This is a genomic window from Pedobacter suwonensis, from assembly GCF_900111825.1.
GTDB lineage: Bacteria > Bacteroidota > Bacteroidia > Sphingobacteriales > Sphingobacteriaceae > Pedobacter > Pedobacter suwonensis.
This window is the reverse complement of the sequence record NZ_FOJM01000001.1, coordinates 308034-332941: the sequence shown is the minus strand read 5'-3', so window position 1 is coordinate 332941 and position 24908 is coordinate 308034. Positions and strand designations below refer to the sequence as shown.

22 protein-coding genes and 1 riboswitch are annotated in these 24908 nt (G+C 39.3%); of the genes, 12 read left to right on the top strand and 10 right to left on the bottom strand.

The genetic code is table 11. The annotated features are described in order from the left end of the window. Positions 1 to 106: 106 nt before the first annotated feature. The 3 genes from BM107_RS01270 to BM107_RS01260 all read left to right on the top strand — a co-directional run bounded on the left by BM107_RS01270 (position 107) and on the right by BM107_RS01260 (position 2375). A complete protein-coding gene (locus tag BM107_RS01270) occupies positions 107 to 1093 on the top strand; it encodes a D-alanine--D-alanine ligase (RefSeq protein WP_090979440.1) in 987 nt (328 codons plus the stop codon). A 149-nt stretch (positions 1094 to 1242) separates the two neighbouring features. Next, positions 1243 to 1824, top strand: a complete 582-nt coding sequence (locus BM107_RS01265; protein ID WP_090979438.1) for a Crp/Fnr family transcriptional regulator — start codon at positions 1243 to 1245, stop codon at positions 1822 to 1824. Positions 1825 to 1982: 158 nt separating this feature from the next. Continuing rightward, the gene (locus BM107_RS01260; RefSeq protein ID WP_090979436.1) at positions 1983 to 2375 is read left to right on the top strand and encodes a DUF983 domain-containing protein; all 393 of its coding nucleotides are present in this window, start codon (positions 1983 to 1985) and stop codon (positions 2373 to 2375) included. A 100-nt stretch (positions 2376 to 2475) separates the two neighbouring features. Here BM107_RS01260 and BM107_RS01255 read toward each other — a convergent pair whose 3' ends face one another. From BM107_RS01255 to BM107_RS01235, 5 genes are all read right to left on the bottom strand, one after another. Continuing rightward, on the bottom strand, positions 2476 to 3258 hold the full coding sequence (locus BM107_RS01255; protein ID WP_090979434.1) for a copper homeostasis protein CutC: 783 nt from the start codon (positions 3256 to 3258) through the stop codon (positions 2476 to 2478). 128 nt (positions 3259 to 3386) lie between these two features. After that, positions 3387 to 4421: a glycosylasparaginase gene (locus BM107_RS01250; RefSeq protein WP_090979432.1), complete on the bottom strand. Its 1035-nt coding sequence runs from the start codon at positions 4419 to 4421 to the stop codon at positions 3387 to 3389. A 118-nt stretch (positions 4422 to 4539) separates the two neighbouring features. Then, positions 4540 to 5343: a nitrilase family protein gene (locus BM107_RS01245; RefSeq protein ID WP_208864308.1), complete on the bottom strand. Its 804-nt coding sequence runs from the start codon at positions 5341 to 5343 to the stop codon at positions 4540 to 4542. Between the two features lie 19 nt (positions 5344 to 5362). Then, positions 5363 to 6508: a methionine aminotransferase gene (locus BM107_RS01240; protein WP_090979429.1), complete on the bottom strand. Its 1146-nt coding sequence runs from the start codon at positions 6506 to 6508 to the stop codon at positions 5363 to 5365. 205 nt (positions 6509 to 6713) lie between these two features. Then, the gene (locus tag BM107_RS01235) at positions 6714 to 7940 is read right to left on the bottom strand and encodes a multidrug effflux MFS transporter (RefSeq protein ID WP_090979427.1); all 1227 of its coding nucleotides are present in this window, start codon (positions 7938 to 7940) and stop codon (positions 6714 to 6716) included. A gap of 181 nt (positions 7941 to 8121) precedes the next feature. Here BM107_RS01235 and BM107_RS01230 point away from each other — a divergent pair, with 181 nt between their 5' ends. Continuing rightward, positions 8122 to 8892, top strand: a complete 771-nt coding sequence (locus BM107_RS01230; protein WP_090979425.1) for a queuosine precursor transporter — start codon at positions 8122 to 8124, stop codon at positions 8890 to 8892. 29 nt (positions 8893 to 8921) lie between these two features. After that, entirely contained in the window at positions 8922 to 9374 is a 453-nt protein-coding gene (locus BM107_RS01225; RefSeq protein ID WP_090979423.1) for a hypothetical protein, read from the top strand. 428 nt (positions 9375 to 9802) lie between these two features. Here the strand turns inward: BM107_RS01225 and BM107_RS01220 are convergent, their stop codons facing one another. The 3 genes from BM107_RS01220 to BM107_RS01210 all read right to left on the bottom strand — a co-directional run bounded on the left by BM107_RS01220 (position 9803) and on the right by BM107_RS01210 (position 13602). Continuing rightward, positions 9803 to 11047: a homoserine dehydrogenase gene (locus BM107_RS01220; protein WP_090979421.1), complete on the bottom strand. Its 1245-nt coding sequence runs from the start codon at positions 11045 to 11047 to the stop codon at positions 9803 to 9805. A 135-nt stretch (positions 11048 to 11182) separates the two neighbouring features. Beyond that, the gene (locus tag BM107_RS01215; protein ID WP_090979419.1) at positions 11183 to 12241 is read right to left on the bottom strand and encodes a homoserine O-acetyltransferase family protein; all 1059 of its coding nucleotides are present in this window, start codon (positions 12239 to 12241) and stop codon (positions 11183 to 11185) included. 29 nt (positions 12242 to 12270) lie between these two features. After that, the gene (locus BM107_RS01210) at positions 12271 to 13602 is read right to left on the bottom strand and encodes an O-acetylhomoserine aminocarboxypropyltransferase/cysteine synthase family protein (protein WP_090979417.1); all 1332 of its coding nucleotides are present in this window, start codon (positions 13600 to 13602) and stop codon (positions 12271 to 12273) included. Positions 13603 to 13864: 262 nt separating this feature from the next. Beyond that, positions 13865 to 13975: riboswitch (SAM riboswitch) on the bottom strand. A 213-nt stretch (positions 13976 to 14188) separates the two neighbouring features. Here BM107_RS01210 and BM107_RS01205 point away from each other — a divergent pair. Continuing rightward, positions 14189 to 15202 (top strand): hypothetical protein, encoded by a 1014-nt coding sequence (locus BM107_RS01205; RefSeq protein ID WP_139222255.1) that lies wholly within the window; start codon positions 14189 to 14191, stop codon positions 15200 to 15202. Positions 15203 to 15251: 49 nt separating this feature from the next. Here the strand turns inward: BM107_RS01205 and BM107_RS01200 are convergent, their stop codons facing one another. Further along, the gene (locus tag BM107_RS01200; RefSeq protein ID WP_090979413.1) at positions 15252 to 16367 is read right to left on the bottom strand and encodes a trans-sulfuration enzyme family protein; all 1116 of its coding nucleotides are present in this window, start codon (positions 16365 to 16367) and stop codon (positions 15252 to 15254) included. A gap of 124 nt (positions 16368 to 16491) precedes the next feature. Between BM107_RS01200 and BM107_RS01195 the strand changes: the two genes are divergently transcribed. From BM107_RS01195 to BM107_RS01180, 4 genes are all read left to right on the top strand, one after another. Further along, positions 16492 to 16986 (top strand): hypothetical protein, encoded by a 495-nt coding sequence (locus BM107_RS01195; protein ID WP_244278692.1) that lies wholly within the window; start codon positions 16492 to 16494, stop codon positions 16984 to 16986. 407 nt (positions 16987 to 17393) lie between these two features. Further along, positions 17394 to 18587, top strand: a complete 1194-nt coding sequence (gene mqnE, locus BM107_RS01190) for an aminofutalosine synthase MqnE (RefSeq protein WP_090979965.1) — start codon at positions 17394 to 17396, stop codon at positions 18585 to 18587. Between the two features lie 103 nt (positions 18588 to 18690). After that, positions 18691 to 19320, top strand: coding sequence for a histidine phosphatase family protein (locus BM107_RS01185; RefSeq protein ID WP_090979409.1), 630 nt, complete (start codon positions 18691 to 18693; stop codon positions 19318 to 19320). A 127-nt stretch (positions 19321 to 19447) separates the two neighbouring features. Beyond that, positions 19448 to 20188, top strand: a complete 741-nt coding sequence (locus BM107_RS01180) for a menaquinone biosynthetic enzyme MqnA/MqnD family protein (protein ID WP_090979406.1) — start codon at positions 19448 to 19450, stop codon at positions 20186 to 20188. 97 nt (positions 20189 to 20285) lie between these two features. On the opposite strand, the gene BM107_RS01175 is transcribed toward BM107_RS01180, so the two are convergent. Next, positions 20286 to 20600, bottom strand: coding sequence for an HPF/RaiA family ribosome-associated protein (locus BM107_RS01175; RefSeq protein WP_090979404.1), 315 nt, complete (start codon positions 20598 to 20600; stop codon positions 20286 to 20288). A gap of 967 nt (positions 20601 to 21567) precedes the next feature. On the opposite strand from BM107_RS01175, the gene mutS reads away from it, so the two are divergent. Next, positions 21568 to 24147 carry a DNA mismatch repair protein MutS gene (gene mutS / locus BM107_RS01170; RefSeq protein ID WP_244278691.1) on the top strand — a complete coding sequence of 860 codons (2580 nt, stop codon included), beginning with the start codon at positions 21568 to 21570 and terminating at the stop codon, positions 24145 to 24147. A gap of 86 nt (positions 24148 to 24233) precedes the next feature. Further along, on the top strand, positions 24234 to 24731 hold the full coding sequence (locus tag BM107_RS01165) for a C40 family peptidase (RefSeq protein ID WP_090979399.1): 498 nt from the start codon (positions 24234 to 24236) through the stop codon (positions 24729 to 24731). The last annotated feature ends 177 nt before the right edge of the window (positions 24732 to 24908 follow it).

The following is a 24908-nucleotide window of genomic DNA, read 5'->3' as shown; positions in this document are numbered from 1 at the left end:
TCACACGCTTTCAATAATTCTCATCCAGGCATACTAAAGCACAAAGATATTTATATTTTTGAGGATATATTTATATTCAATTTCTATTTATAAAAGGATTTTTAACATGAAGAAAACGATAGCATTGTTAACAGGCGGTACCACAGGCGAATGGGTTGTTTCAGTAAAAAGCGCAGCCACCATTGCTCAGCATATCGATCCAAATTTATACGATGTGTATAAGATTATGCTAAACGAGAAAGGCTGGTTTTATGAGCCTGCCGATTCTGTTAAAATTGAAATTGATAAAAATGATTTCTCCTTAACGCTGGACGGAAGAAAAATTAAATTTGACGGCGTTTTTATTGCCATACATGGTTCTCCCGGTGAGGATGGAAAATTACAGGGCTATTTTGATATGCTGGGCATTCCGTATACCACCTGTGATGCATTAACTTCGTCCATTACCATGAATAAAGGTTATACCAAAGCTATTGTAAATGGCATTGAAAACCTGTTCACTGCAAAATCTGTTCAGATATTTAAAGGTGGAAACCATGATTTAGTGCAGATTAAGCGGGATTTACGCTTGCCTTATTTCGTTAAACCCAATAGCGGGGGCAGCAGCATTGGAATGAGTAAGGTAAAACATGCTGATGATCTGGAAGAAGCCATTGAAAAAGCCTTTAAAGAGGATAACCAAGTTTTAATTGAGGAATTTGTGAGCGGCAGGGAATTCTCGGTCGGCATTTTTGGTTCAGAAGGCAAAGTGATTGTTTTACCTTCAACGGAAGTGATTCCGCAGAATGAGTTTTTCGATTTTGAAGCCAAATATACCCCAGGTGCAACGGAAGAAATTACGCCAGGCAGAATGGATGCTGAAGAGTTAAGCCGTGTGCAGCAGGTGGTAAAAGATGTGTATCGGAGGTTGAACTGTAGGGGCGTGGTGCGCATTGATTACTTTCTCGAAGAAGGATCCGGTAAATTTTATTTTATAGAAATCAATACCATTCCCGGACAAACAGCCACCAGTTTTATTCCACAGCAAGTCGCCGCAATGGGCATTACCCTGAAAGAGTTTTATACCCGTTTAATGAAAGAAACGCTGGGATAGTTTTCTTTAGCTTTGTCATGCCGGATGCAATGAAGAATCTTTAAATAGTACCGTTGTGTTTATGTATATGTGGTTTTTTACGACGTATTCCTAAATCGGTATTTTAAAATGATATAGATACATACTATTTCGCCAAAGCCCGCGAACCAATGAACATTCAAAAACTGATTGATAAAGGTCTAAAACTCAAAAATTATCCCAAAGATTCGGTGATTTACGAACCCGGCATGCAGCCCCGCTTTGTGTATTTTATTAAATCGGGTGAGGTGCGCATGGTTACGGTGAGTGATGAAGGAAAGGAATTTATTCAGGGCGTTTTCAAAGCCGGGCAATATTTTGGTGAACCAGCCATGTTAATTGATCGGCCTTACTTAGCTTTTACCATTGCCAATAAAGACTCACAGCTTATTGCGGTAAATAAGGAAGATTTTTTCGAATTAATTAAAAACGAGTCTGATTTTAGCATGGAGCTGATCCGTACGCTAAGTAAACGGTTATTTTATAAATCGATGATGCTGGAAGAGCTGGCGAGCGAAAAGGCTGATCATCGCCTGTTAACCATCATCAATTACCTCCTCAATGACATGAACGTAGGCGAAAGTTTAAAAGTAACACGACAGGAATTAGCTGACATGACTGGTTTACGGGTAGAAACGGTGATCAGGGGAACGAAACTATTGGTCGAAAAGGGCCTGATCAAAACGGTAAAAGGAAAAATTGTTAAAGTTTAGCAACATTTGGCTTGCTCTACCTTCCTGATCAATAGGTATATAGTCAATAAAATGAACAATAACCCGTTGAAACATTAAGCTAATGCTTAAAACATGACTTAGATCATAAATTACTGAATAATCTAAGGCTTATCTTTGTACTATCAAATCAGGAGATTATGGCTGAGTTATCGAAATTCCAGGCTTTTTTGCAATGTAAGTGTCCGAGGTGCCGCAAAGGAGATATTTTTACAGGAAATGCTTATTCGTTCACGTTGCAAAAAACAAATGTTCACTGTCCGCATTGTAATCTGAAATTTGAGCGCGAACCAGGATTTTTCTATGTAGCCATGTTTGTGAGTTATGCCATGAATGTTGCTGAAATTATTACTATCGGCGTGGCATCTTATATCTTAGGATTGGATTTGGTGTATGATAACCTATGGTACTATGTTGGGCTGATATTATCAGGTGTGTTATTGTTGTCGCCAATTAACTACCGCTATTCGAGGGTGATTTTGCTTCACTACCTTACACCTGGGTTACACTATGTGCCTGGAAGTGGTGATTAAAGCGGGATCGTTTCGAATTTCCATGCAATAACATTTCGCGTTATAGTATGATGAACGATGAAGCGATGTCTGATGTAGAGATCACTATGATTGAGATATTCTATTTGCCAGGTATGTTTTCTTTTAAATTAAACGCGTTGTTAATAACGTCAACTAACGCTTTCACTTTGTTTTCTGAAGTGAGTTCATAGCGATATTCGTCTTCAATACTGCCCATTTTGGTTTCTGTGTTTCTGAATTCCATTTTACTGGAAACAAATGCCTTGGCAGAGGCGTGGAATTGTGTGGCTCCGGTTCGGTCAATAAGGGTTTTGATATTGTTTTCATTGATTCCCGCACCAGGCATAATGGTAATCTGCCCGTTTGCCCTTTTTACCAACTGCGCTATTTTTTCCGCGCCCAGTATTGCTGAAGAAGCACCTCCGGAGGTAAGCACCCTTTTGATCTGGAGTGAGATCAGATCCTCCAGCGCCTGGTCCATATCGTTACTCATATCAAATGCCCGGTGGAAAGCTACCCCCATAGGTTCGGCTAACTGAATGAGTTCAGCGCAACGTTCTTTATCGATTGTACCATCTGCATTAAGTATTCCGATAACCACACCATCGCAATTTAATGATTTACAAATTTTTATATCTTCTTTCATGATTTCGAATTCCATTTCGGAATACAAAAAATCTCCTCCGCGGGGACGGATAATCGGCCAGATTTCGATGGATAGATTTTTCTTGGCTAGTGCCAGCTGACCATAACTTGGGGTAGTGCCACCTTCTGCCAGGTTATCACAAAATTCAACTCTTTTTGCACCACCATTTTGGGCAGCCAATGCCGATCGGTAAGAATTGGCACATACTTCTAAGCAGGGAATTACTTCTTTATTCATGGTATTTGGATTCGGGAAAAGGTTCTTATCGTCACCCGGAAGTTTATTTCAGGGTCTATTTAAAAGTAAGGATGCTGCAAATCGAGTCTCCATTAAAAATTAAAATCAGATAAATATTTGAACTCAGCTTAATAATAACTTTTGCCTTTGATTAAAAGATCCTGTTTTTCCGCATTGCAGACCGCATAACTAAAACCTTGTTGGATGGCATAAGCGCCATATTCGCCTTTTTTATTGATGGCTAAAAACCCAACCTGAATATTTTTGGCTATTTCGGGCTTCTTTTTGATAATGCGCATCACCGCCTCCTTACAGGCTGCTTCCGGAGTATAACCCTGACGCATGAGCTCTACTACTAAAAAAGAACCCACATTTCGTACCACTTCTTCGCCCACACCCGTTGAGGTTGCACCGCCAACCTCATTGTCTACATAAAGGCCAGCACCAATAATCGGACTATCGCCAATCCTACCATGTAATTTATAAGCCATGCCACTGGTGGTACAGGCACCAGAAATATTACCTTTCGCATCAATAGCCAACATCCCAATGGTATCGTGGTTATATTGGTTACCTGGTAATTTTTGTGGAGCAGCTTTCTCGTAAAGTTTATTTTCAATATTCATTACCGGCGCGTACTTGGCTGTTTTTAGCCATTCTTTCCATGCTTTCTCGCTGGCCGGGGTAAGCAGGTTTTCTTTTTTAAAACCTTGCTCTAATGCAAATTGCAAAGCACCATCGCCGGCTAGCATCACATGTGGTGTTTTTTCCATTACTTTGCGCGCTACCGATATGGGGTGTTTAATGTGTTCCAGTGCTAAAACAGCACCACAATTTCCCAGTTCATCCATAATGCAGGCATCCAGCGTAACGTGTCCGTCACGATCAGGTAAACCACCATAACCTACCGATTGATTTTTCTCATCTGCTTCAGGCACCCAAACGCCCTGTTCTACAGCATCTAAAGCGCGACCGCCAGACGATAAAACTTTCCAGGCGTCAGCATTTGCTGCAATACCAAAATCCCAGGTAGAAATTACAATCGGAATATTTACTGCTTTTGATGATTTTTTTGGAAAAGCCTGGACAATACTACTTTGATCAATAGCCATCAGTCCGGCTGATAGGGCAGATGCCTTTATAAATTTACGGCGGTTAAACATTGGTGTAGTTTGGTTAACGGTTTAATTGAAATATTGGTTGGGGTTGTTTGAAAATTACGAAAACAAGATTAATCGTTTTACTATGGTGTAAAGATAGCGGTTCGATCATTGATTATTGCTATTCAATGGTAAATCGATCGGCATCTTTTAAAAACGGAAACTGCCTCCTGATTTTAACCAGCTCTTCGTAATTGATACTGAAAGTATATAAATCTTCATCTTCGGGTTTATAATAAACGGTGTTGCCGTATGGATCCAGACACATTGATAATCCGCTATGGTAAATTTGGTTTCCATCATGCCCGACACGGTTTACGGCAATTACATAACTTTGGTTTTCGATAGCTCTGGCGGGGATCAGGGCTTTCCAATGTGCCGATCGTTTATCAGGCCAGCTGGCTACCAGGAGCAAAATATCATATTCTTCGTCTACATTACGCAGCCAAACCGGAAAGCGTAAATCATAACATATCGCCAATCTGATTTTCCAGCCTTTGAGCTCAACAATGAGTTTGTCTTTACCAGGACTAAAGTGCTGGTCTTCATTGCCCATGCCAAACAGATGGCGTTTATCGTAATGCTGGTGCTTGCCATCTGGCTCCATCCAAATCAGGCGGTTGAAATATTGTTTGTTTTCTTTTATAATCAGGCTACCTGTAACCACGCAATTGTACTGATGTGCCATTTTCTGCATCCATTGCATCGTTTTTCCACCCATTTCTTCGGCTAACGCTTCAGAATTCATACTAAAACCGGTATTGAACATTTCGGGTAAAATAATGATATCGGTTTTCTCCCTCACACCCATTGACAGTCGAAGTGCCAGATTGAGAAGATTTTTATCAATGTTCTCCCAGAAAAGATAAGCCTGAAAAACAGTTACTTTCAGATTTTCTATTTGGGTATAAACAGGTGCTTCCATGGTATATCGGTTGGTCTGGTTAAACGTTTTTTAATTTCTCGGCTGCCTTTGCGAGGGTATCATTTTCTTTGGCAAAGCAGAACCTGATAATTTTATGGTCGGTTGCCTTTTGGTAGAATGCAGAAACCGGAATGGTGGCCACTCCAAACTCTTTCACCAACCTGATGCTAAAATCGGAATCTTTTTCATCACTGATACTGCTATAACTTGCACATTGAAAATACGAACCATTACAAGGCAGAAGTTTAAAGCGGCTTTCAGCCAGGAGATTTCTGAAATAATCCCGTTTCATTTGAAAGAAACTGCCAATTTCGGTGTAATTTTTGGGTTCTTTAATGTATTCGGCGATGGCCTGCTGCATGGGACTATTAACGCTGAAAACATTAAATTGGTGTACCTTCCTAAATTCTTTGGTCAAATCCTCTGGCGCAAGGCAATAACCCAGTTTCCACCCTGTAGCATGTAAGAGCTTACCGAAAGAGGCCACAACAAAGCTTCTTTGCCTCAATTCGGGATAAGACATTACACTCTGGTGCGTTTGCCCGTCATAAATGAGGTGCTCGTAAACTTCATCGCTTAAAATCACAATATCGGTACCGCTCACGAGTTTTATAAGCGATTTCATATCGTCTGACGATAGAATACTGCCCGTAGGATTTTGTGGGCTATTTAAGATGATCATCCTGGTTTTTACCGTAAATAACTTCTTAACCATATCCCAGTCAATGCCATAATCAGGCGGAGCTAATTCGTAAGTTTTGACCAGTCCTCCAAGCAGTCTCACAGTAGGTGCATAACTATCGTAAGCCGGCTCAAAAATAATCACTTCATCACCAGCATTAATAATGGATGCCAGTGCAGTAAAAATGGCCTGTGTTCCACCTGCGGTGACGGTAATTTCTGTATCAGGATTATACCTGATGTTATATAGCTTTTCAACTTTCTCTGCAATGGTTTCTTTTAAAAAAATAGAACCAGGCATGGGCGCATATTGATTGAAACCTTCTTTCATGGCTTTATTGACCAATTCAATTAGTTTTGGATCACATGAATAATCAGGGAAGCCCTGAGAAAGATTAATGGCATTATATTCAGCCGCAATTTTACTCATCACCGAAAAAATGGTGGTGTTTACGCCGGGAAGTTTAGATTGTATATGAAGCATCTTATAAGCGAAAATAGAAAAAAAAAGTTTAACACTTGAAAGCCTATGGCAAAAGCCCATGATAGGTTGTAGCAATTATTGCATATGGATTTCGTTGAAAATCATCACGCGCTTGTATATAACTATTTAGAAACTAAATACTTGTTTTGGTAAGTTTTACTCGAAGCTATGGAATCATTATAGCTATGAAATTTACGGGAAAAGATTAGTGCGATACTGTGGCAGCATCTGAAGAGGCTTCCACTTCAGAAGTAATAAACCTTCTGCCGATTAGCAGACAGCCTAAAGCTATAAAGGCAGCGGCTGTCATAACCAATGGCATCGGCACCACCGAGTGTTCGCTAAACAAACTTACCATTACTGAAGCCAGGGCACCCAATCCCATCTGCAAAGCGCCCATTAAGGCCGATGCACTGCCTGCATTTTTAGAAAACGGAGCGAGTGATAAAGCAGCTGCATTAGGATTAATTAATCCCAGGCAGGCTAAAAATAAGGCGATAAAACCAATGGTAGTGTATAACTCCAGCCAGTTATTTAAGGCAAAGATCAAAAATACTAAACTGACGATACATTGAGCAATAAGTGCATAAGTGACTATTTTTTTGCTGGTAAACCATTTTAATATCAGACTATTTACCTGGCTCGAACCGATAAACGCTACCGACAGTAAGGCGAAGATCCATCCGTAACCGGTTTTACTTACTTCATATATTTTCATAAATACGGTAGGGGATGAAGATACATAAGCAAATAAACCTGAAAAGGTGATTGAACTAATTAACGCATAAGTATAAAACTGTGGTTCTTTTAAAACCGTAAGGAAATTGGTTAAAATGGGTTTAGGTTTTAAAGAATAGTTGGGATCTGGCGTATAACTCTCCGGTAGTTTGAAAACGGAGGCCAGTAGCATGAAGATGGCCATTAACCCTAAAAATACAAACACATATTTCCAGCCTAACGCAGAGATCAGGTATCCACCTGCAGTTGGAGCCAGCATAGGCGAAACGGCAATTACCAACATCAGTGAAGCAAATACTTTTGGGCTTTCATCTACCGAAAACAGATCCCTAACCATTGCAACCGAGGCTACAGCGGTAGCACAGCTTCCGATGGCTTGTACAAAACGCAGCACAATCAACTGGTTTACATCAGTTACAGCTAAACATAAAAAAGAAGAAAAAATATAAAGCGCCAAACCAAAGTATAGCGGTTTTTTCCTGCCGAATTTATCTAAAAGCGGGCCATACAATAACTGACCAGCTGAAATCCCAATAAAAAAACTGGATAAAGAAAGTGCTACGGTAGATTCTGTACTTTTTAAATCCTTTGCAATATCAACAAAACCAGGCAGGTACATATCAATAGAGAAAGGACCGAGGGCAGCCAGCGAGCCTAAAATAAGGATTAATAAAAAGTGTTGTTTTTTAGCCATTGATCTGATTATTTTCCGAGGCGCAAAGATTGGGAGATTAATTTTGTTAACCTAATCCACAGGTTGAACGATTGTAAAATTGTGAGCCGCAATCAAAAGGCAGATGGGTTATTAAATACGAATTATTAAAATGAACCAATCTCTTCGATAATTTGCCAGATTATTTTTAGATTTATTGCCTATGACTTTTAAGACAAAAGAAAGCCGTTTGCTACTTGTTCTGGGTAGCTTTTTTGTAGCGAATGCTATATTATCAGAATTTATTGGGGTTAAACTATTCAGCGTTGAGGAAACATTGGGCTTTAAAAAGTTCAATATCAATTTGCTGGGTGTTCCAAACTTGTCTTTTGTGATGTCGGCAGGGGTATTAACCTGGCCCATTATTTTCATTATGACAGATATTATCAACGAATATTTTGGTGTTAAACAGGTTCGGTTCTTATCTATCCTTACGTCAATTTTAATTGCGTTTGCTTTTCTGGTGGTTTGGGGATCAATGCACTTAAGTGCCGCAGATTTTTGGGTACATCAGAACATCAATGGAGAAGACCTTAATATGAATAATGCCTTTGCGGGGATTTTTGGGCAAGGCATGTGGATTATTGCAGGTTCCATTACGGCTTTTATTATCGGACAGATGGCAGACGTGCTCATTTTCCACCGAATTAAAAAAATTACAGGTGAACGTGCCTTATGGCTGCGTGCAACCGGCTCCACATTGGTTTCTCAACTGATCGATAGTTTTGTGGTCATTTTTATTGCATTTTATTTAAATCCACAATACCATTATAGCTGGAAAATGGTCGCTGCAATTGGTTTGGTTAACTATACCTATAAATTTATTGTCGCTATCTTGATGACGCCCATATTGTATATTGTACACACGGTTATCGATCGTTATTTAGGGAAAGATCTAGCCCACAAACTGATTAAGATGGCCGGGAGAGGATAAATTTGTTAATTACCTAAACCATTTGATTTATGAAATATACCTTAATATTACTTTTCCTTTTCTCCTTATTTGCTTGTAAGCGCAAAGATGGAAACAAAAAAGATTCAGTTCTTGATATTCAAGGCACCTGGCAACTGGTTTCAGCCACAACTATTGATAAAGGAAAAAGCGAAACGACTGATTATTCCGGAAAACTAAAAATGATCAAGTTATTTAATAACAGCCATTTTGCTTTTCTAAGGCATAGCCTTGATCCGAAAGATACTGCTAACTTTGATGCAGGAGGAGGGACTTTCGTTTTGAAGGGTAGTGATTATACTGAACATCTTGAGTACTACAAAAATAAAAACTGGGAAGGCAAAAAGTTTAACTTCAAACTAGACATTCATCAAGATACCCTGGTCCAAAAAGGAGTTGAAAAGGTCGAAGCAGCAGGGGTAGATCGGGTGATAATCGAAAAATACTTAAGAATAAAACAATAGCTATTTGCAATTAGCAGTTCCAAATCAAAGCGAAGTATTGTGTTTTTGTTTTAAAATCAATCACCTTATTGTTTTATTATGAAACATGCTGTATCGTTGAACTATGGCATATGACATATCAAAAAAAGAAATCGGGGAAAGAATAGCTATCCTTCGTTCGAAAAAGATCTTTCCCAAGAAGATTTAGTAAAAAGAAGGCCTGTAAATCTTTTAAAGGCCGTGGAGTAAACTCAGGTTTAAGATTAATTTATGCTTATTTCCCAGAAGAAAAAAAGATTGTTTTTATTGAACTTTACCATAAAAATGATAAGGAAAACGAAGACCGGCAGCGTATTTTGGATAATTTTAAATAATGCAAAAGGCCGGACTCGCTCCGACCTTTGTACTTAACAACAAAACAAATAAAAAAATTAACCTTAAAAAATAAGTTAGAGGCTGGCCAGTTCGGCAGCAAAAACATTTTCGCTCAATTGCTCCTGTTTATAAATCTGTCTGCCCGTATAGGCCACAAAAACAGATTTATCTAAAAGCAAATCACGGTTTCTGATCAAACTTTCCAGCTTAAGCGTACCTACTACATATTTGTAACTGCTGGCCGCATAACGCTCGCTAATGTTATCAAACTCCAACAGCGTAATCAGGTCTTCATCTGCATAACGTAAATAAATTTCCAAAAGAATCTCTTCTGTATGTTTTACGCCGTTTTCCGAATGATATTTTTTGTATTCATAACGGTAGTCGTACCTTAAGGCAGCAATATCAGAAAGCACGGCAGCACCAGTAGGGTGGCCGCCCGCACCTTTACCGTAGAAAAATTGTTTATCCGCAAAAGCCGCCTGAACGGCAACTGCATTGTATTCGTTTTCTACATTGTACAGAAAATCATCTTTAGCTACGAGTTTAGGTAGTACATAAGTCACAATATCTTTTGTATTTACTTTACGCGCGGTAGGAACCAATTTAATCTTAAAGTTTTTTTCGCGGGCATATTTAATGTCATTGTTGGATAGGTTCTGTATACCAATATTTAAAATAGCATCGGGATTAACAAATAAACCGTAAGCATGCGCTGTAGCAATCGCGAGTTTGTATTTTGGATCGTAGCCGCCCACGTCTAAGATCGGATCAGTTTCCGCAAAACCTAAATCCTGTGCTTCTTTTAACGCCGAATCGTAACTTTGGTTCTCATTAAATATCTTGGAAAGGATATAATTAGATGAGCCATTAAAAATTCCGCTCAAAGCATGAAACAATTCATTATCGTAGTACTCTTCTAAATTCCTGATAATCGGAATACTGCCACAAACTGCACCTTCATACAATAGTGAAGTGCCGTGCTTTTGTTGTAAATCAACCAGCTCTTTTAAGTGTATGGCAATCATTTTTTTATTGGCAGAAACTACATTTTTACCGTTTTTTAATGCACTCGTTACAATCTCATAGGCTGCGTCGGCATCATTGATCAATTCTACAATGGTATTGATTTCCGTATTATTCAGTATCTCGTTACGATCAGTAGTAAACAGATCTTGATTAAGGGTACGCTTCTTCCTCGGATCTTTTATCGCAATTTTAATGATCTCCAGGTTTAAGTTCTGGCTTTGGATAATATCCAATAAACCTTGTCCTACAACACCGAAACCAAATAAACCAATTTTTAAATTCTTACTCATTATTGTTTTTATGATTACACAGATAGGTCGGTTACACCGATATAACTGTTCTTATTTTTGTAATTTTTTTTCAAATTTTATTCCGGTATCCAGTTTTCTTACCTTCTACCTTTATACCCTCAACCCTCTACCTTTCTAAGCCGTATGCTGTAGTTTGATTATTTTCTTATTACGGCTTTCTTTCATAAAATTTCCGATTACATTGGTCAATGCATTGGTTTCGATTAAAAAACCATCATGTCCGTAATCTGAGTGTAAGGCAATAAATTCTGCCCCGGCAATATGGTCGGCCAGGTATTTTTGCTCCGAAAGCGGGAACAACACATCATTTTCTATTCCGATGACCAGGGTGTTCGCCTTAATTAATTTTAAGGCATCGCCAATGCTTTTGCGGTTACGGCCAACATTATGGCTGTCCATTGCTTTAGTTAAATAATAATAACTGTAAGCATTAAAGCGGTTAATCAGTTTTTCGCCCTGATAATTCTGATAAGAAGACGACCTGAAGTGGTCAGTTTTATCGTTAACACTTTCTACCTGTGTACTGCCATAAGCATCGTAGGTTCTATAGCTTAAAAGTGCAATGCTACGGGCAGTTTTTAAACCTTTGCTACCACCGTTTGGTTGGTTAGCGTAAAAAGTTCTATCGGTAGTAATGGCCAAACGCTGGCTTTCGTTAAAAGCGATACCCCAGGGAGAATGTGCTGCATTAGTGGCAATTAAAATCAGGTTTTCAATTTTATTCGGGTCTGAAATACTCCATTCAACTGCTTGTTGTCCGCCCAAAGAACCACCTATTAATAACTTGATATAGTTTATGCCTAAATGCGAAGCCAATAACTGGTGTGCTGACACCAAATCGCGAATGGTAAACTGTGGAAAAGAAAGGTAATATGGCAGGCCTGTTACCGGATTTGTACTCAAGGGGCTAGTGCTACCATAATGAGAGCCTAAAACATTGGCGCACACAATATAGTGTTCCGCAGAATTGAACAAGGCATTTTGCCCGAACAAACCTTCCCACCATTCAAAAACATCTGCATTGGCAGTAAGTGCATGGCAAACCCAGATAACGTTATCTTTAGCTGCATTTAGTTTCCCATAAGTTTGATAAGCAACCTGCAGGTTACGGATTTTTTTTCCGTTTTCTAATTTAAACTGTTTATGATGATTATATATTGATGCTGTACTCATTGTTTTGTTGTATCGGAAGGTAAATGTGCTTAAGCTAATAAACTCTCGGTAGAAACTTGTGCGTTAATGGCTGCAAATGCCTGTTCGAAATCAGCTTTAATATCATCGATATGCTCAATCCCAACTGAGACCCTTAAGGCATTTGGTTTTACGCCCGCGGCCAGTTGTTCTTCTTCACTCAATTGCTGGTGTGTGGTGGCCGATGGCTGGATGATCAGCGTTTTGGCATCGCCCACGTTGGCTAGGTGCGAAACCAGTTTCAAATGATCAATAACCTGCGTGGCATTTTCCTTGCTTCCGTTTAGTTCAAAAGACAGTACGGCTCCAAAACCATTGCTTAAATATTTTTTCGCAAGATTGTTGTATTTGCTACTTGCTAATCCGGGATATTGTACTTCTTTAACCAGCGGATGGTTTTCTAACCAGGTGGCTAGTTCAAGGGCATTATCAACATGGCGTTGTACGCGGAGCGATAGCGTTTCCAGTCCTTGCAACAAAAGAAAAGAATTAAAAGGCGATAAGGCAGGCCCAAGATCTCTTAATCCTTCTACACGGGCACGAATGATAAACTGAATATTACCGAACGGCCCGCCAATGCCAAAAACATCACTGAAAACCAAGCCATGGTAACCTGCTGAAGGCTCGGAGAACTGCGGGAATTTCCCGTTACCCCAGTTATAGTTTCCGCCGTCGACAATTACGCCGCCAATGCTTGTTCCATGACCACCGATCCATTTCGTTGCAGATTCTACCACGATGTTGGCCCCGTGTTCTAATGGCTTAAATAAATAACCTCCTGCACCAAAAGTATTATCAACCACCAACGGGAGGTCATATTTTTTGGCAATAGCGGCAATCTTCTCAAAATCAGGTACACTAAAGGCTGGATTGCCGATGGTTTCCAGATAGATGGCTTTGGTTTTATCGGTAATTTTAGCTTCAAATTCCTCGGGCACATCCGGATTGGCGAAATCTACATGGATACCTAAACGTTTAAAAGCCACTTTAAACTGGTTATATGTTCCGCCATAAATGTGAGAAGAAGAAACAATACTATCACCAGCCTCCAGTATATTATTTAAAGCGATGAATTGTGCAGCCTGTCCTGAGGCCACGGCCAGAGCAGCAACGCCACCTTCCAAAGCGGCAATACGTTTTTCAAAAACATCGTTGGTTGGATTCATGATCCTGGTGTAGATATTACCAAACTCCTTTAGAGCAAATAAATTGGCACCGTGCTCAGCACTATTGAACCCGTAAGACGTCGTTTGGTAAATGGGTACGGCTCTTGAACCTGTTGTTGGATCTATTTCCTGACCAGCGTGTAATTGTAAAGTTTCAAATTTATATGATGTTGACATAATTTCTGTTTTAATTTATGAATTGATGAGATAACTAGCTTAGGGTAGTTCTAAAGCTTAAAAGGGCGTATCCCGGTTATCCGGGACCTTCCAGTTTGAGGGAAACAAAAAAGGAAGATTTTTAAATTACTGTATGCAACAGCACATACAAGCCATAGCAGGCATATAACTGCAAGTAACAGAAATAGCAACTTGTTTTACCTTTTTAAGGTCTGCATTGGATTCGCTTAGCGATCGAAGATTTAATGTTTTCATCAGTTATAATTTATATCACCAAATAACACCATGTTATCTGGTCAGGAATTGGCACCTTCTCTTTCTGAGGGTTGCCAGTGGGTCATCGAGCCAGTCTCTCGCCACTTCTTTATAAATCAACCTGTGAAGATTGACTTTTATTTAGCTTTCCGCCAAATAATATTTCAAATGTCAGGATTAATTTTTAATACACAAAATAAAATTTTGATTTTTAAATAAACAACTGATAACTAGTTGTTTAATTTTATGTTGGGCTGCTAAAATCGAACTTTCGATGCGAAATTAGCGCTTAATATGCTAAGTTTGCACTACCTATCTAAATATGATTATCATGAAAAACACAAGCGTTTTAAGTTTAAGCCTGCTATTCACGGTGATGTTTGTCAGCACCACCAATGCCCAGTTTGGAGGTTTGAAAGATAAATTATTAAAAATCGGAACCGCCCAGGGTGCCAAAGCCTTAGGGGTAGACAGGTTTCTGAAACAGCCCGCTGCTATAACCACCAGTTTTGAAGATGTAAACAGGGAAGGTGAAAAAATGCCCGACTTTATTACTTCGTTAAATTTAAAGGCACAACCATTGTATTTACTACCTAAAAATCCAGAGGGCGGATTTGTGCTTTGCGAGGGGCTTTATGAGATGACCAACAAAAGTTATTGTTTAAAGGCGGGAACATTTGCGCCGTCAAAAGGCGATGGTTATATGTTCGCTCCCGTACTAGGTTCTAAGGAAGAAATAGTGGTTGCGATATTGAAAAGCGCAGAAAAACATCCTGAAGTGGATCAACATGACATCCAGGCGCTGCTGTGGACCATTATTGCCAGAACAAAATTTGCTGATTTTAACGGACAGGTAAAATTAACCGCTGTAAAATTATTAACCCCGGGTCAGATTACACAATTGGAGGGAGACGCCCTGGGTGTGTTACCTTTTGATGTAATGGAAAAGGCTAAAGACCAGTTGCCAGCGGGTGTAAAGGCAGTTTTTGAGGCAGAAAACAATATCAGACAGCTGGTAGCTTCCGGAAATTACACTTATGCTGATATGGAAAAATATGCGATTGTGGCGGGTATGGCCCCACCAAGAAGCGATGTACCAAGCGGCATCTGGACCAAACATCCTGATGGTTATTACATACGTTATTTTCCTTCAGGTTATTCAGTTACCAAAGTACAGGTATATGTGCCAAAGGAATTAATGGCAAATGGGAACAAATTGGTTTATGATGCTGCAGGAGATATTGCTTGTCCTGCGAATACGGGATCACAACGTTTAGCACAAACAAATGAGCCACTGGAGGCAAACTATTCTTTGAAACTGACCACGGTTTGTAATCCGAAATAGATTTTTAGTCCTATAAGGTTTCAGAAACCTTATAGGACTGTAGAAAACTTTAGCTTAACGCCTGCTCCAAATCGGCAATAAGATCGTCTGCATGTTCCAGTCCAACGGAAATACGGAGCAGATTTTTAGGCGTTTTGCTATCCGGCCCCTCTACTGAGTAGCGATGTTCGATTAAACTCTCCACACCACCTAAACTGGTCGCCTGTGCAAATAACCGGACCTTATTCGCCACTTTATGAGCGGCTTCAACACCACCTTTAACCAGGAATGACATCATGCCACCAAAATCTTTCATCTGTTTTTTTGCAATACCATGTTGCGGATGGTCTTCCAGTCCAGGATAAAAAACGGCCTCTACATTTGGATGTTTATTTAAATAGTGAGCGATAATCTTCCCGTTTTCACAATGCCCTTTTATGCGGTAGGCCAGGGTTTTTATGCTTCTGCTTAATAAAAAGCAATCGAAGGGTGATGGAACGGCACCACCGGTTTGCTGTATGTTTTTGATTTTCTCCCACAGCTCATCTTTCTTTGCTGTCACCAAAATTCCTCCAAGCACATCGCTATGGCCACCAAGGTATTTCGTGCTGCTGTGCATGACAATATCTGCTCCTAATAAAATTGGATTTTGTAAAATAGGGGAAGCAAATGTACTATCGCAGACCATGGTGATATTTTTAGCCTTAGCTATTTTAGCAATCTCTTCTATATCGGTAACCTTCAACAGTGGATTGGATGGTGTTTCGATCCAAATTAGTTTTGTATTGGGCTTAATGTTTGATTCTATTAGCGACAAATCGGTCTGGTCAATAAAATCAAATTCCAGGCTATTGTTAAAAATCGTCAGCAATTGTTTTTTAATGCCCCAATACATATCGTCTGGTGCAATAATGTGACTGCCTGGTTTCAAAGCTTGAAACAATGCCAAACCGCAGGTATTACCCGAGGAAAATGCTGCTGCATCTTCGCCATATTCCAGTTTAGCTACAGTGTTTTCTAAAGCAGACCGGTTTGGATTGCTTACCCTGCTATACATGTGTCCGCGAGGATAGCCACCATCTTCGTCACGAAAAAATGTGGTAGATAAATTAATAGGCAGTGTAACATCACCTGTATTGATTTTTACAAGATTAGCCGCGTGAATAGCAAGGGTTTCTGGTTTCATGATGATTGATTTTGGACGATGTAATATGGGTATGGGATTTAATAATTTAGCGCTAATTTAAGGTTAGTAACGGTTTTGGCAAGATTTATGTAACAAGTTTGACAAAATTTAAATTACATAGAAAATGAAAAGATTATTTATAGCTATCTCAATTGCATGTTCTACCTTAGTAATGTTACAAAGTTGTAATACTGCAAAAAGAGTAACTGCAGGCGTAACGGGTAGCAGAGGTACAGTTGTTCGCGAATGGGTAGTGAGTAATGTAGCTTTGGAAGGTTTGCCTGATGGTGCTGTTCAGGGCTTATTTGGAGAGAAATCTTACAAATGTTTTGAGGGAAGTACATGGAATTTAACCAATAGTGGTAATGGATCTTATACCTTACCTGCATCAAGTACCTGTGGTGCTGTAATGCAGACTATTTTCTGGTCGGCTGCCCCTAAGGATCAAACTTTCCAGTTTAAAAAAATATACGAGGGTGACAAAGCAAAAAATGTAACTGAAGGTTATCGTTTAGTATTAACTGAACTTTCAAGCACACAAATGGTATTAAAATCACCAATTGAATTTGGTGGCAGAACTGCAAATATTATTCTAACTTTTGTACCTGCAGCCAGATAATATTTAACATCGAAAAACATACCCTTAAAGCACTTCTGAAAAGAGGTGCTTTTTTTGTTTACTGTCTTTTAGGGTTGCCACGGAGACACGGATTTACCCGAAGTTTCTTAGAATCACTTGTAGCAGCTTGTTAGCATTGAACTTAGATTCAGGTTTTATCTTACATAAACTACCGTCAAGTGTTGAAACATGGATTTATCCCCGAGCTTGATAGTTATTTCTTCGTGACTTCTACGTTTCGGTGGCTAATGTTAACGCCTATAGCTAAGTTTACGATAAAAAGCAATCAATATCTGTGTTCAACTGTGTTTAATAATCAAATACAATATCCAAAAATCACGGTTTGTTACAAGAAAATGATTTTCAAATCGGCTCATTATCGTATTTTTGTTCAAAATAAATCAGGAATGAATACAACTGAGCAAGTTGAAAAAATATTAGCTGATACCAATTTATCAACTGAACTACGAAACATCGCGCATAAAGTTCTTCATAAAGAGCGGATTACCTTCGACGAAGGTGTGTACTTATACGAACATGCAGAATTGGGTTATCTTGGCGTATTGGCCAATTTTATCCGCGAACAGAAACATGGCGATAAAACCTATTTTAACCGCAACTTCCATCTTGAACCTACCAACCTTTGCGTTTACGACTGCAAATTTTGTTCTTATTCCCGTTTAATCAAGCAAAAGGAGGAAGGCTGGGCCTTAACGATGGAGCAAATGCTCGATATTGTTAAAAAATATGATGGCGAACCGGTAACAGAGGTACACATTGTAGGAGGGGTACTTCCGCAATATGATGTGGCCTTTTATTCGGCTTTGTTCACCGCTATTAAACAACACCGTCCGGATTTACATGTTAAAGCATTAACCCCTGTAGAGTACCACTATATCTTCAAGAAGGCTAAAATTGATTACGCAATGGGTATGCGTTTGATGAAAGAAGCCGGCTTGGAATCTATACCGGGCGGAGGGGCAGAAATTTTTCATCCCGAAATCAGGGAACAGATTGCCAAAGACAAATGTACCGGTCAGCAATGGCTGGATATCCATGAAGAATGGCACAAATTAGGTATGCGGAGTAACGCAACCATGCTTTATGGACATATTGAGAAATACTGGCACCGGGTTGACCATATGGAAAAACTACGTCAACTGCAGGATCGTACGGGCGGTTTCCAAACTTTTATTCCTTTAAAATTCAGAAATCAGCATAACCAGATGAGCAATGTGCCTGAATCTTCGGTAATTGAAGATTTGAGAAATTATGCAATTGCCCGCATCTATCTAGATAATTTTGATCATATTAAAGCTTATTGGGCCATGATCAGTCGCGAAACGGCACAGTTATCCCTAAATTATGGCGTTGATGATATTGACGGTACTTTGGATGATACGACTAAAATTTACTCAATGGCTGGAGCCGAAGAGCAGAATCCGGCGATGAGCACTAAAGAGCTGGTTAATCTGATTAAACAAGTGGGCCGGAAAGCAATAGAACGCGATACACTATACAATGTAGTTACCGATTTCGAAAATGTTGTTTTTGAGGAAGAAAAGAAACCGCAATATTATAAACTACCGGTAGTGAATTAAGATTGTTATGATGATAGGATTTTAAGATCTTTTCGCAAAGTCAAAAAAATAATAAATAAAAAATGTTAATCCTGCAATCTTATAATCCAAAAAATCCCATTTAATGGTTAAAGAAATATACATCATACGCCACGGCGAAACAGAACTTAACAGACAGGGCATAGTACAGGGCAGGGGTATAAATTCTGATCTAAATGATTTGGGAAGGGCGCAAGCTGAAGCTTTTTATCAAAAATACAAGGATGTTCCTTTTGATAAAATTTATACATCCGATCTTAAACGAACCTGGCAAACGGTGCAGAAGTTTATCGATGCTAAATTACCGTGGGAAAAACTTTCGGGATTAGATGAGCTGGCATGGGGTATCTGGGAAGGAAAACCCAATACCGAAGAGGCACGCGAGGCTTTTCGTGAGATGTTACAAAGCTGGGAAAATGGAGATTATTCCGCGCATTTTGAAGGTGGCGAAAGCGTTCAGGATGTTTACGAACGTTTAAAACAACCCATGGAGGTTTTAATGACCCGACCAGAGGAAAAAACAGTATTGCTTTGTATGCATGGCCGGGCGATGCGTGTTTTTTTATGCTTACTCCTAGGAAAACCATTGAGCGAAATGACTGAATTCCCACATCAGAATACCGTGTTGTACAAAATGGGTTTTGAGGATGGAAAATTTACCGTGCTCGAATTTAACAGCGCAGTACATTTAGACGGTTTAGTAATCGGAGAATAAACGGCCCCGGTTCGTGCCTTCATGAAACGAAGTGCGTTAATCGTTCTGAGAAAACAAACCAGCATAAGATTGTTTAGTAATTAAATAATTTGCTTAACGCCAAACGCGAAGCGCAAAACATAACACCTTGAATAAGATTAAAATATCGGCGGTTGCCTACACCAATACAAAAGCTTTTATATACGGATTAACACATTCGGACATCATTAATAAGATTGATTTAAGTTTAGATATCCCTTCAGATTGCGCAGCAAAAGTGATTAATGGTCAGGCAGATATCGGCCTGATGCCTGTCGCAGCTATTCCTTTGGTTCCAAATGCCAATATTGTGGCCGATTACTGTATAGGTAGTGATGGCGGCGTAAATTCTGTATTTATTTTTAGTGAAGTTCCGGCAAATGAAATTAAAACGCTAAGGCTGGATGCCCACTCGCGTACCTCAAATAACTTAGCCAAAGTATTGCTAAAATTTCATTGGAAAAAGGAGGTAGAATTTACTACCGATCCTGACGCAAAAACAGATGCTTTTGTTTTGATTGGCGACAGGACTTTTGGTAAAAAAGATGATTTTGCCTACGCTTATGATATGGGCGAGGAATGGAAAAAACTTACGGGCTTACCTTTTATGTATGCAGCTTGGGTAGCTAATAAGGAGATTTCAGAAGATTTTAAAGCTGAATTTAATGCAGCTTTAAAGTTTGGTTTAGATCATAGAAAGGAAGTTTTGGCGGAATTAGCTGAATCGCCAAATTTCGATCTGGAAGATTATCTTTATCATAAACTTCAATTTGATGTGACAGAAGACAGAAAGAAAGCTTTGAATCTGTTTTTGGAATATATAGAAGAATTAGAAAAAGTTAAATTATAAAAAACTACAATAATGATTGTCACGTTGAGCCTGTCGAAACGCTTCATAAAATACGTTTAGAGGTCCTTCGACAGGCTCAGGATGACATTTATACCTATTAATGTGCTTTCATTTTTCCTGCCACTTTTTCTAAAGCACTTTTTAGTTTTGTTAAGGCGCCTGTGATGGCTAAATCGTACGTATTACCTAGGTTAGTTACTGCAATTGGATCTTTTCCGGTTATTCTGGCCTCTAGCAAACATCTTTTATCATCCAGACCATCTTTACTACCGTTCTCATCAGAAAGATGAACTTCTAAACGCGTAATCAGATCGCTAAACCTGCTCAGGCCTTCATTTAACTGAGTGTTGATTTTTTCTTCGTATTCCTGATGTATGGTTAAATTCTTGTCGGTGTTCAGTTGGATCGTCATAATTAAAAAATTAGGTTAAAATTTATATAAAGTTAACACATGACCAGGGTAATTGTTTCTATGGGTTAACTGATTAATTGTATTAATTGGTTAATTGTATCATAGGTACCAGATCTATTATACAATTGGGTTAGTACAGACCATTGTATCTAAACCTGGTAGGAGCGAACACGAGCGCAGCGAAGTAAAGCGGATAACAGGACTACACTATCCCAAATGCACAGAAACCTCCATTTCCAAATAATGGCAGTTGTTTAATCGTATAAATGGTTAACTGTATAACTACCAGATCTATTATATAACTGGGTTAAAACAGACCATTGTAGCTAAACCTGGTGGGAGCGAACACGAGTGCAACGAAGTAAAGCGTATAACACAGGACTACACTACCCCAAATGCACAGAAACCTCCATTTCCAGATAATGGCAATTGTTTAATCGTATAAGTTGGTTAACTGTGTAAGTGCCGAATTTATTGTATAACCGGATTAAAACAGACCATTGTACCTAAACCTGGTAGGAGCGAACACGAGCGCAGCGAAGTAAAGCGGATAACAGGACTACACTATCCCAAATGCACAGAAACCTTCATTTCCAAATAATGGCAATTGTTTAATCATATAAATTGGTTAACTGTTGACAAAAGAAAATTATTATGCACTTGGGTTAAAACAGACCATTGTGACTAAATCTGATTGAAGCGGTAGCTCCCGATTAAAAAGAAGGGACTACAAGCGGAGCAGGATTGCGTTACCCCAAATGTACAGAACCCTTGATTTTCGAATGATAGTTAACCGTTGATGGAAGAAAACGATGATGAGGTTAAAGTTAACTGATCAACCCTGGCTTTTAAACAATCTTTCAACTTTTCAACAAAACAGCGGTAAAATGCTTATTCGTGTTATCTTTATGGCTTTTGTAAATTCATTTCAGTTTTGGCTAAAGACACGAATAAAGAAACCCCGTTAATGCAGCAGTACAACGCGATAAAAGCGAAGTACCCGGGTGCACTTTTACTATTTAGGGTTGGCGATTTTTATGAAACCTTTGGCGAAGACGCCATTAAAACGGCACAGATTTTAGGCATCGTATTAACCAGAAGAGGTACTGGCCCCAATGGTGGTGCGTTAGAACTGGCCGGTTTTCCGCACCATTCTTTAGATAATTATTTATCGAAACTGGTCAGGGCGGGGCAGCGCGTTGCCATTTGCGATCAGCTTGAAGATCCTAAAACAACAAAAACCATTGTAAAACGAGGTGTAACAGAGCTGGTTACGCCAGGCGTAGCTTACGGCGACAATATTGTAAACCAGAAATCGAACAATTTCCTGGCCTGCGTTTTTTTCGATAAAACACAATTGGGTGTTTCATTTTTAGATATATCTACAGGCGAATTTTTAATTGCGCAAGGCAATAGCGATTATATCGATAAACTTCTGCAGGGTTTTAAGCCTACAGAAGTGATCTTTCAAAAATCAAAGCGACAAGCCTTTACCGAAAACTTTGGCGACCGTTTTTACACCTTTGGCTTAGACGAATGGCCATTTACCACTGATTTTGGAAACGAAACCCTGATGAAACATTTTGAAGTTTCGTCATTAAAAGGTTTCGGTATCGATCGTTTACAAAGCGGAATTGTTGCTGCTGGTGTTATTTTACATTATTTAGGTGAAACTGAACACCGCAACCTGCAGCACATTACTTCCATTAGCCGCATTGAGGAGGACCGTTACATGTGGCTCGACCGTTTTACCATCCGAAACCTGGAATTGGTGAATTCGCCTAACGATAATGCAGTCACTCTTTTTGATATTCTGGATCATACCTGTACCCCAATGGGCGCACGTTTGTTACAGAAGTGGATTATTATGCCATTAAAAGAGCTGAAACCCATTCAGGAACGCTTGGGCATGGTAGAATATTTTGTGGCAAACGAAACATTACAGGAAGAATTTCTATCGCACATTAAACAGATAGGCGATTTAGAACGTTTAATTTCCAAAGTTGGTTTACAACGGGTTGGCCCGAGGGAATTGGTGGCTTTAAAACGTGCACTTTACCACATTGAAGCCGTTAAAAAACTTGCTGCAGATTCTAAAAATCCTTTCCTGATTAAAATAGCAGATCAGTTAAATCCATGTTTAGCCATCCGGGAACGAATAGAAAAGGAATTACAGGCCGAACCACCAGCATTGCTGATTAAAGGAAATGTAATTGCCGACGGGGTTGACGAAGATTTAGACCGTTTGCGCAAAATTGCTTTTGGCGGGAAAGATTACCTGGTTCAGATTCAGAAGCGGGAAGCAGAAGCAACAGGTATCCCATCTTTGAAAATAGCCTTCAATAATGTATTTGGTTATTATTTAGAAGTTACCCATACCCATAAAGATAAGGTACCCGATGGCTGGATCCGTAAGCAGACCTTGGTAAATGCGGAACGATACATCACGCCCGAGCTGAAGGAGTATGAAGATCAGATTTTAGGTGCTGAAGAAAAGATACAGGCCATCGAAATCCGTTTGTACAACGAACTGATGTATGAAACGGCGAGTTACATCAAACCCATCCAGCTTGATTCATATCTCATCGCACAGCTTGATTGTTTGCTGTGTTTTGCTCAACTGGCAGCTAAAAACCATTATAACAAACCAAAGGTTACCCAAAACAAAGTGCTCGATATTAAAGGTGGCCGCCACCCGGTAATTGAAAAACAATTGCCTGTTGGTACAGAATACATCACCAACGATGTATATCTTGATACCGAAAGTCAGCAGATCATCATGATTACCGGTCCTAACATGGCGGGTAAATCAGCCATTTTAAGGCAAACAGCATTAATTGTATTAATGGCACAGATGGGTTCCTTTGTGCCGGCAAAAGATGCAGAAGTAGGCATAGTGGATAAGATTTTTACCCGTGTGGGAGCATCTGATAACATCTCTTCAGGAGAAAGTACGTTTATGGTAGAAATGAACGAGACGGCAAGTATCCTGAACAATATCTCTGATGATAGTTTGATCCTGCTTGATGAAATTGGTCGCGGAACGAGTACATATGATGGTATTTCGATTGCCTGGGCAATTGCTGAATTTCTGCATCAGCATCCAACGGCCCGACCTAAAACCTTATTTGCTACGCACTACCATGAGCTAAACGAACTGGCCAATACCATGCCCCGCATTAAAAACTTTAATGTATCGGTAAAAGAAATGAGCAATAAGGTAATTTTCTTAAGAAAACTTATACCTGGTGGTAGTGAACATAGCTTTGGTATACATGTGGCAAAAATGGCCGGTATGCCGACAAAATTAATAGGCCGTGCGAATGAGATTCTTAAAAAATTAGAAATAGACCGTACAGAAGGGCAAAGCATAAAAGATAGCATTAAAAAAGTACAAAACCAGGCTTACCAGTTACAGATGTTTGCCATTGATGATCCGATTTTGGTGAAAATACGTGATACTTTAAATAATTTAGATGTAAATGCGTTAACTCCTGTTGAGGCACTGTTAAAATTAGACGAAATACAGCGGTTAATAAAAAATTAACGACAGGTAAAAACCTGAACATAGATGTTGGTAGGATTGGTATGATAGCTATCTGTCTGATTGTGTGACCAAAAGAATTAAAAAATATGATAAAAACTAAATATTGTTATTCTTTAATTTTAATGCTCTCCATCATTATAACATCCTGCGGAACAAGAAAATACACGGTTAAAAGTGATACGAAAGCAGCACAGGCGGCTGATGCGATGGCTAATTTAAAAAGCAAATCGCTTTATCGTTTTATTACCGATTGGACAGGAGTGAGGTACCGTTTTGGCGGATTAGATAAGAATGGGATTGATTGTTCCGGTTTTGCATTCTTATTGGAGAAAGAAATATTTGGGGTTACGCTGCCACGTATTTCTCGCGAGCAGGCCAATGTGGTCAGAAGAAAAGATATCGATAACCTGAAAGAGGGCGATCTTGTGTTTTTCTCTTTTGGTGGAAACGATGTAGACCATGTTGGCGTTTACCTCAATAATGGTTTTTTTGTACATGCCAGTACCACACGAGGGGTAATTGTAGATGATTTAACATTACCTGCTTATCAAAAGGTTTTGGTTAAATCCGGATCGGTTAATTGATAGCTGTCGTCATTTGGACTGAAGTGCAACGAAATGGAGAAATTTTTAATATCTGTTCTCAACTACCAACCGATCCAAGAATCACAGACGCTTAACAGGCTTCATTAAGATCCCCGCCTGCACGGAAATGAAGAACAACCGTTCAGGGTGACGGAATGTAAAACAACAATCCACTAA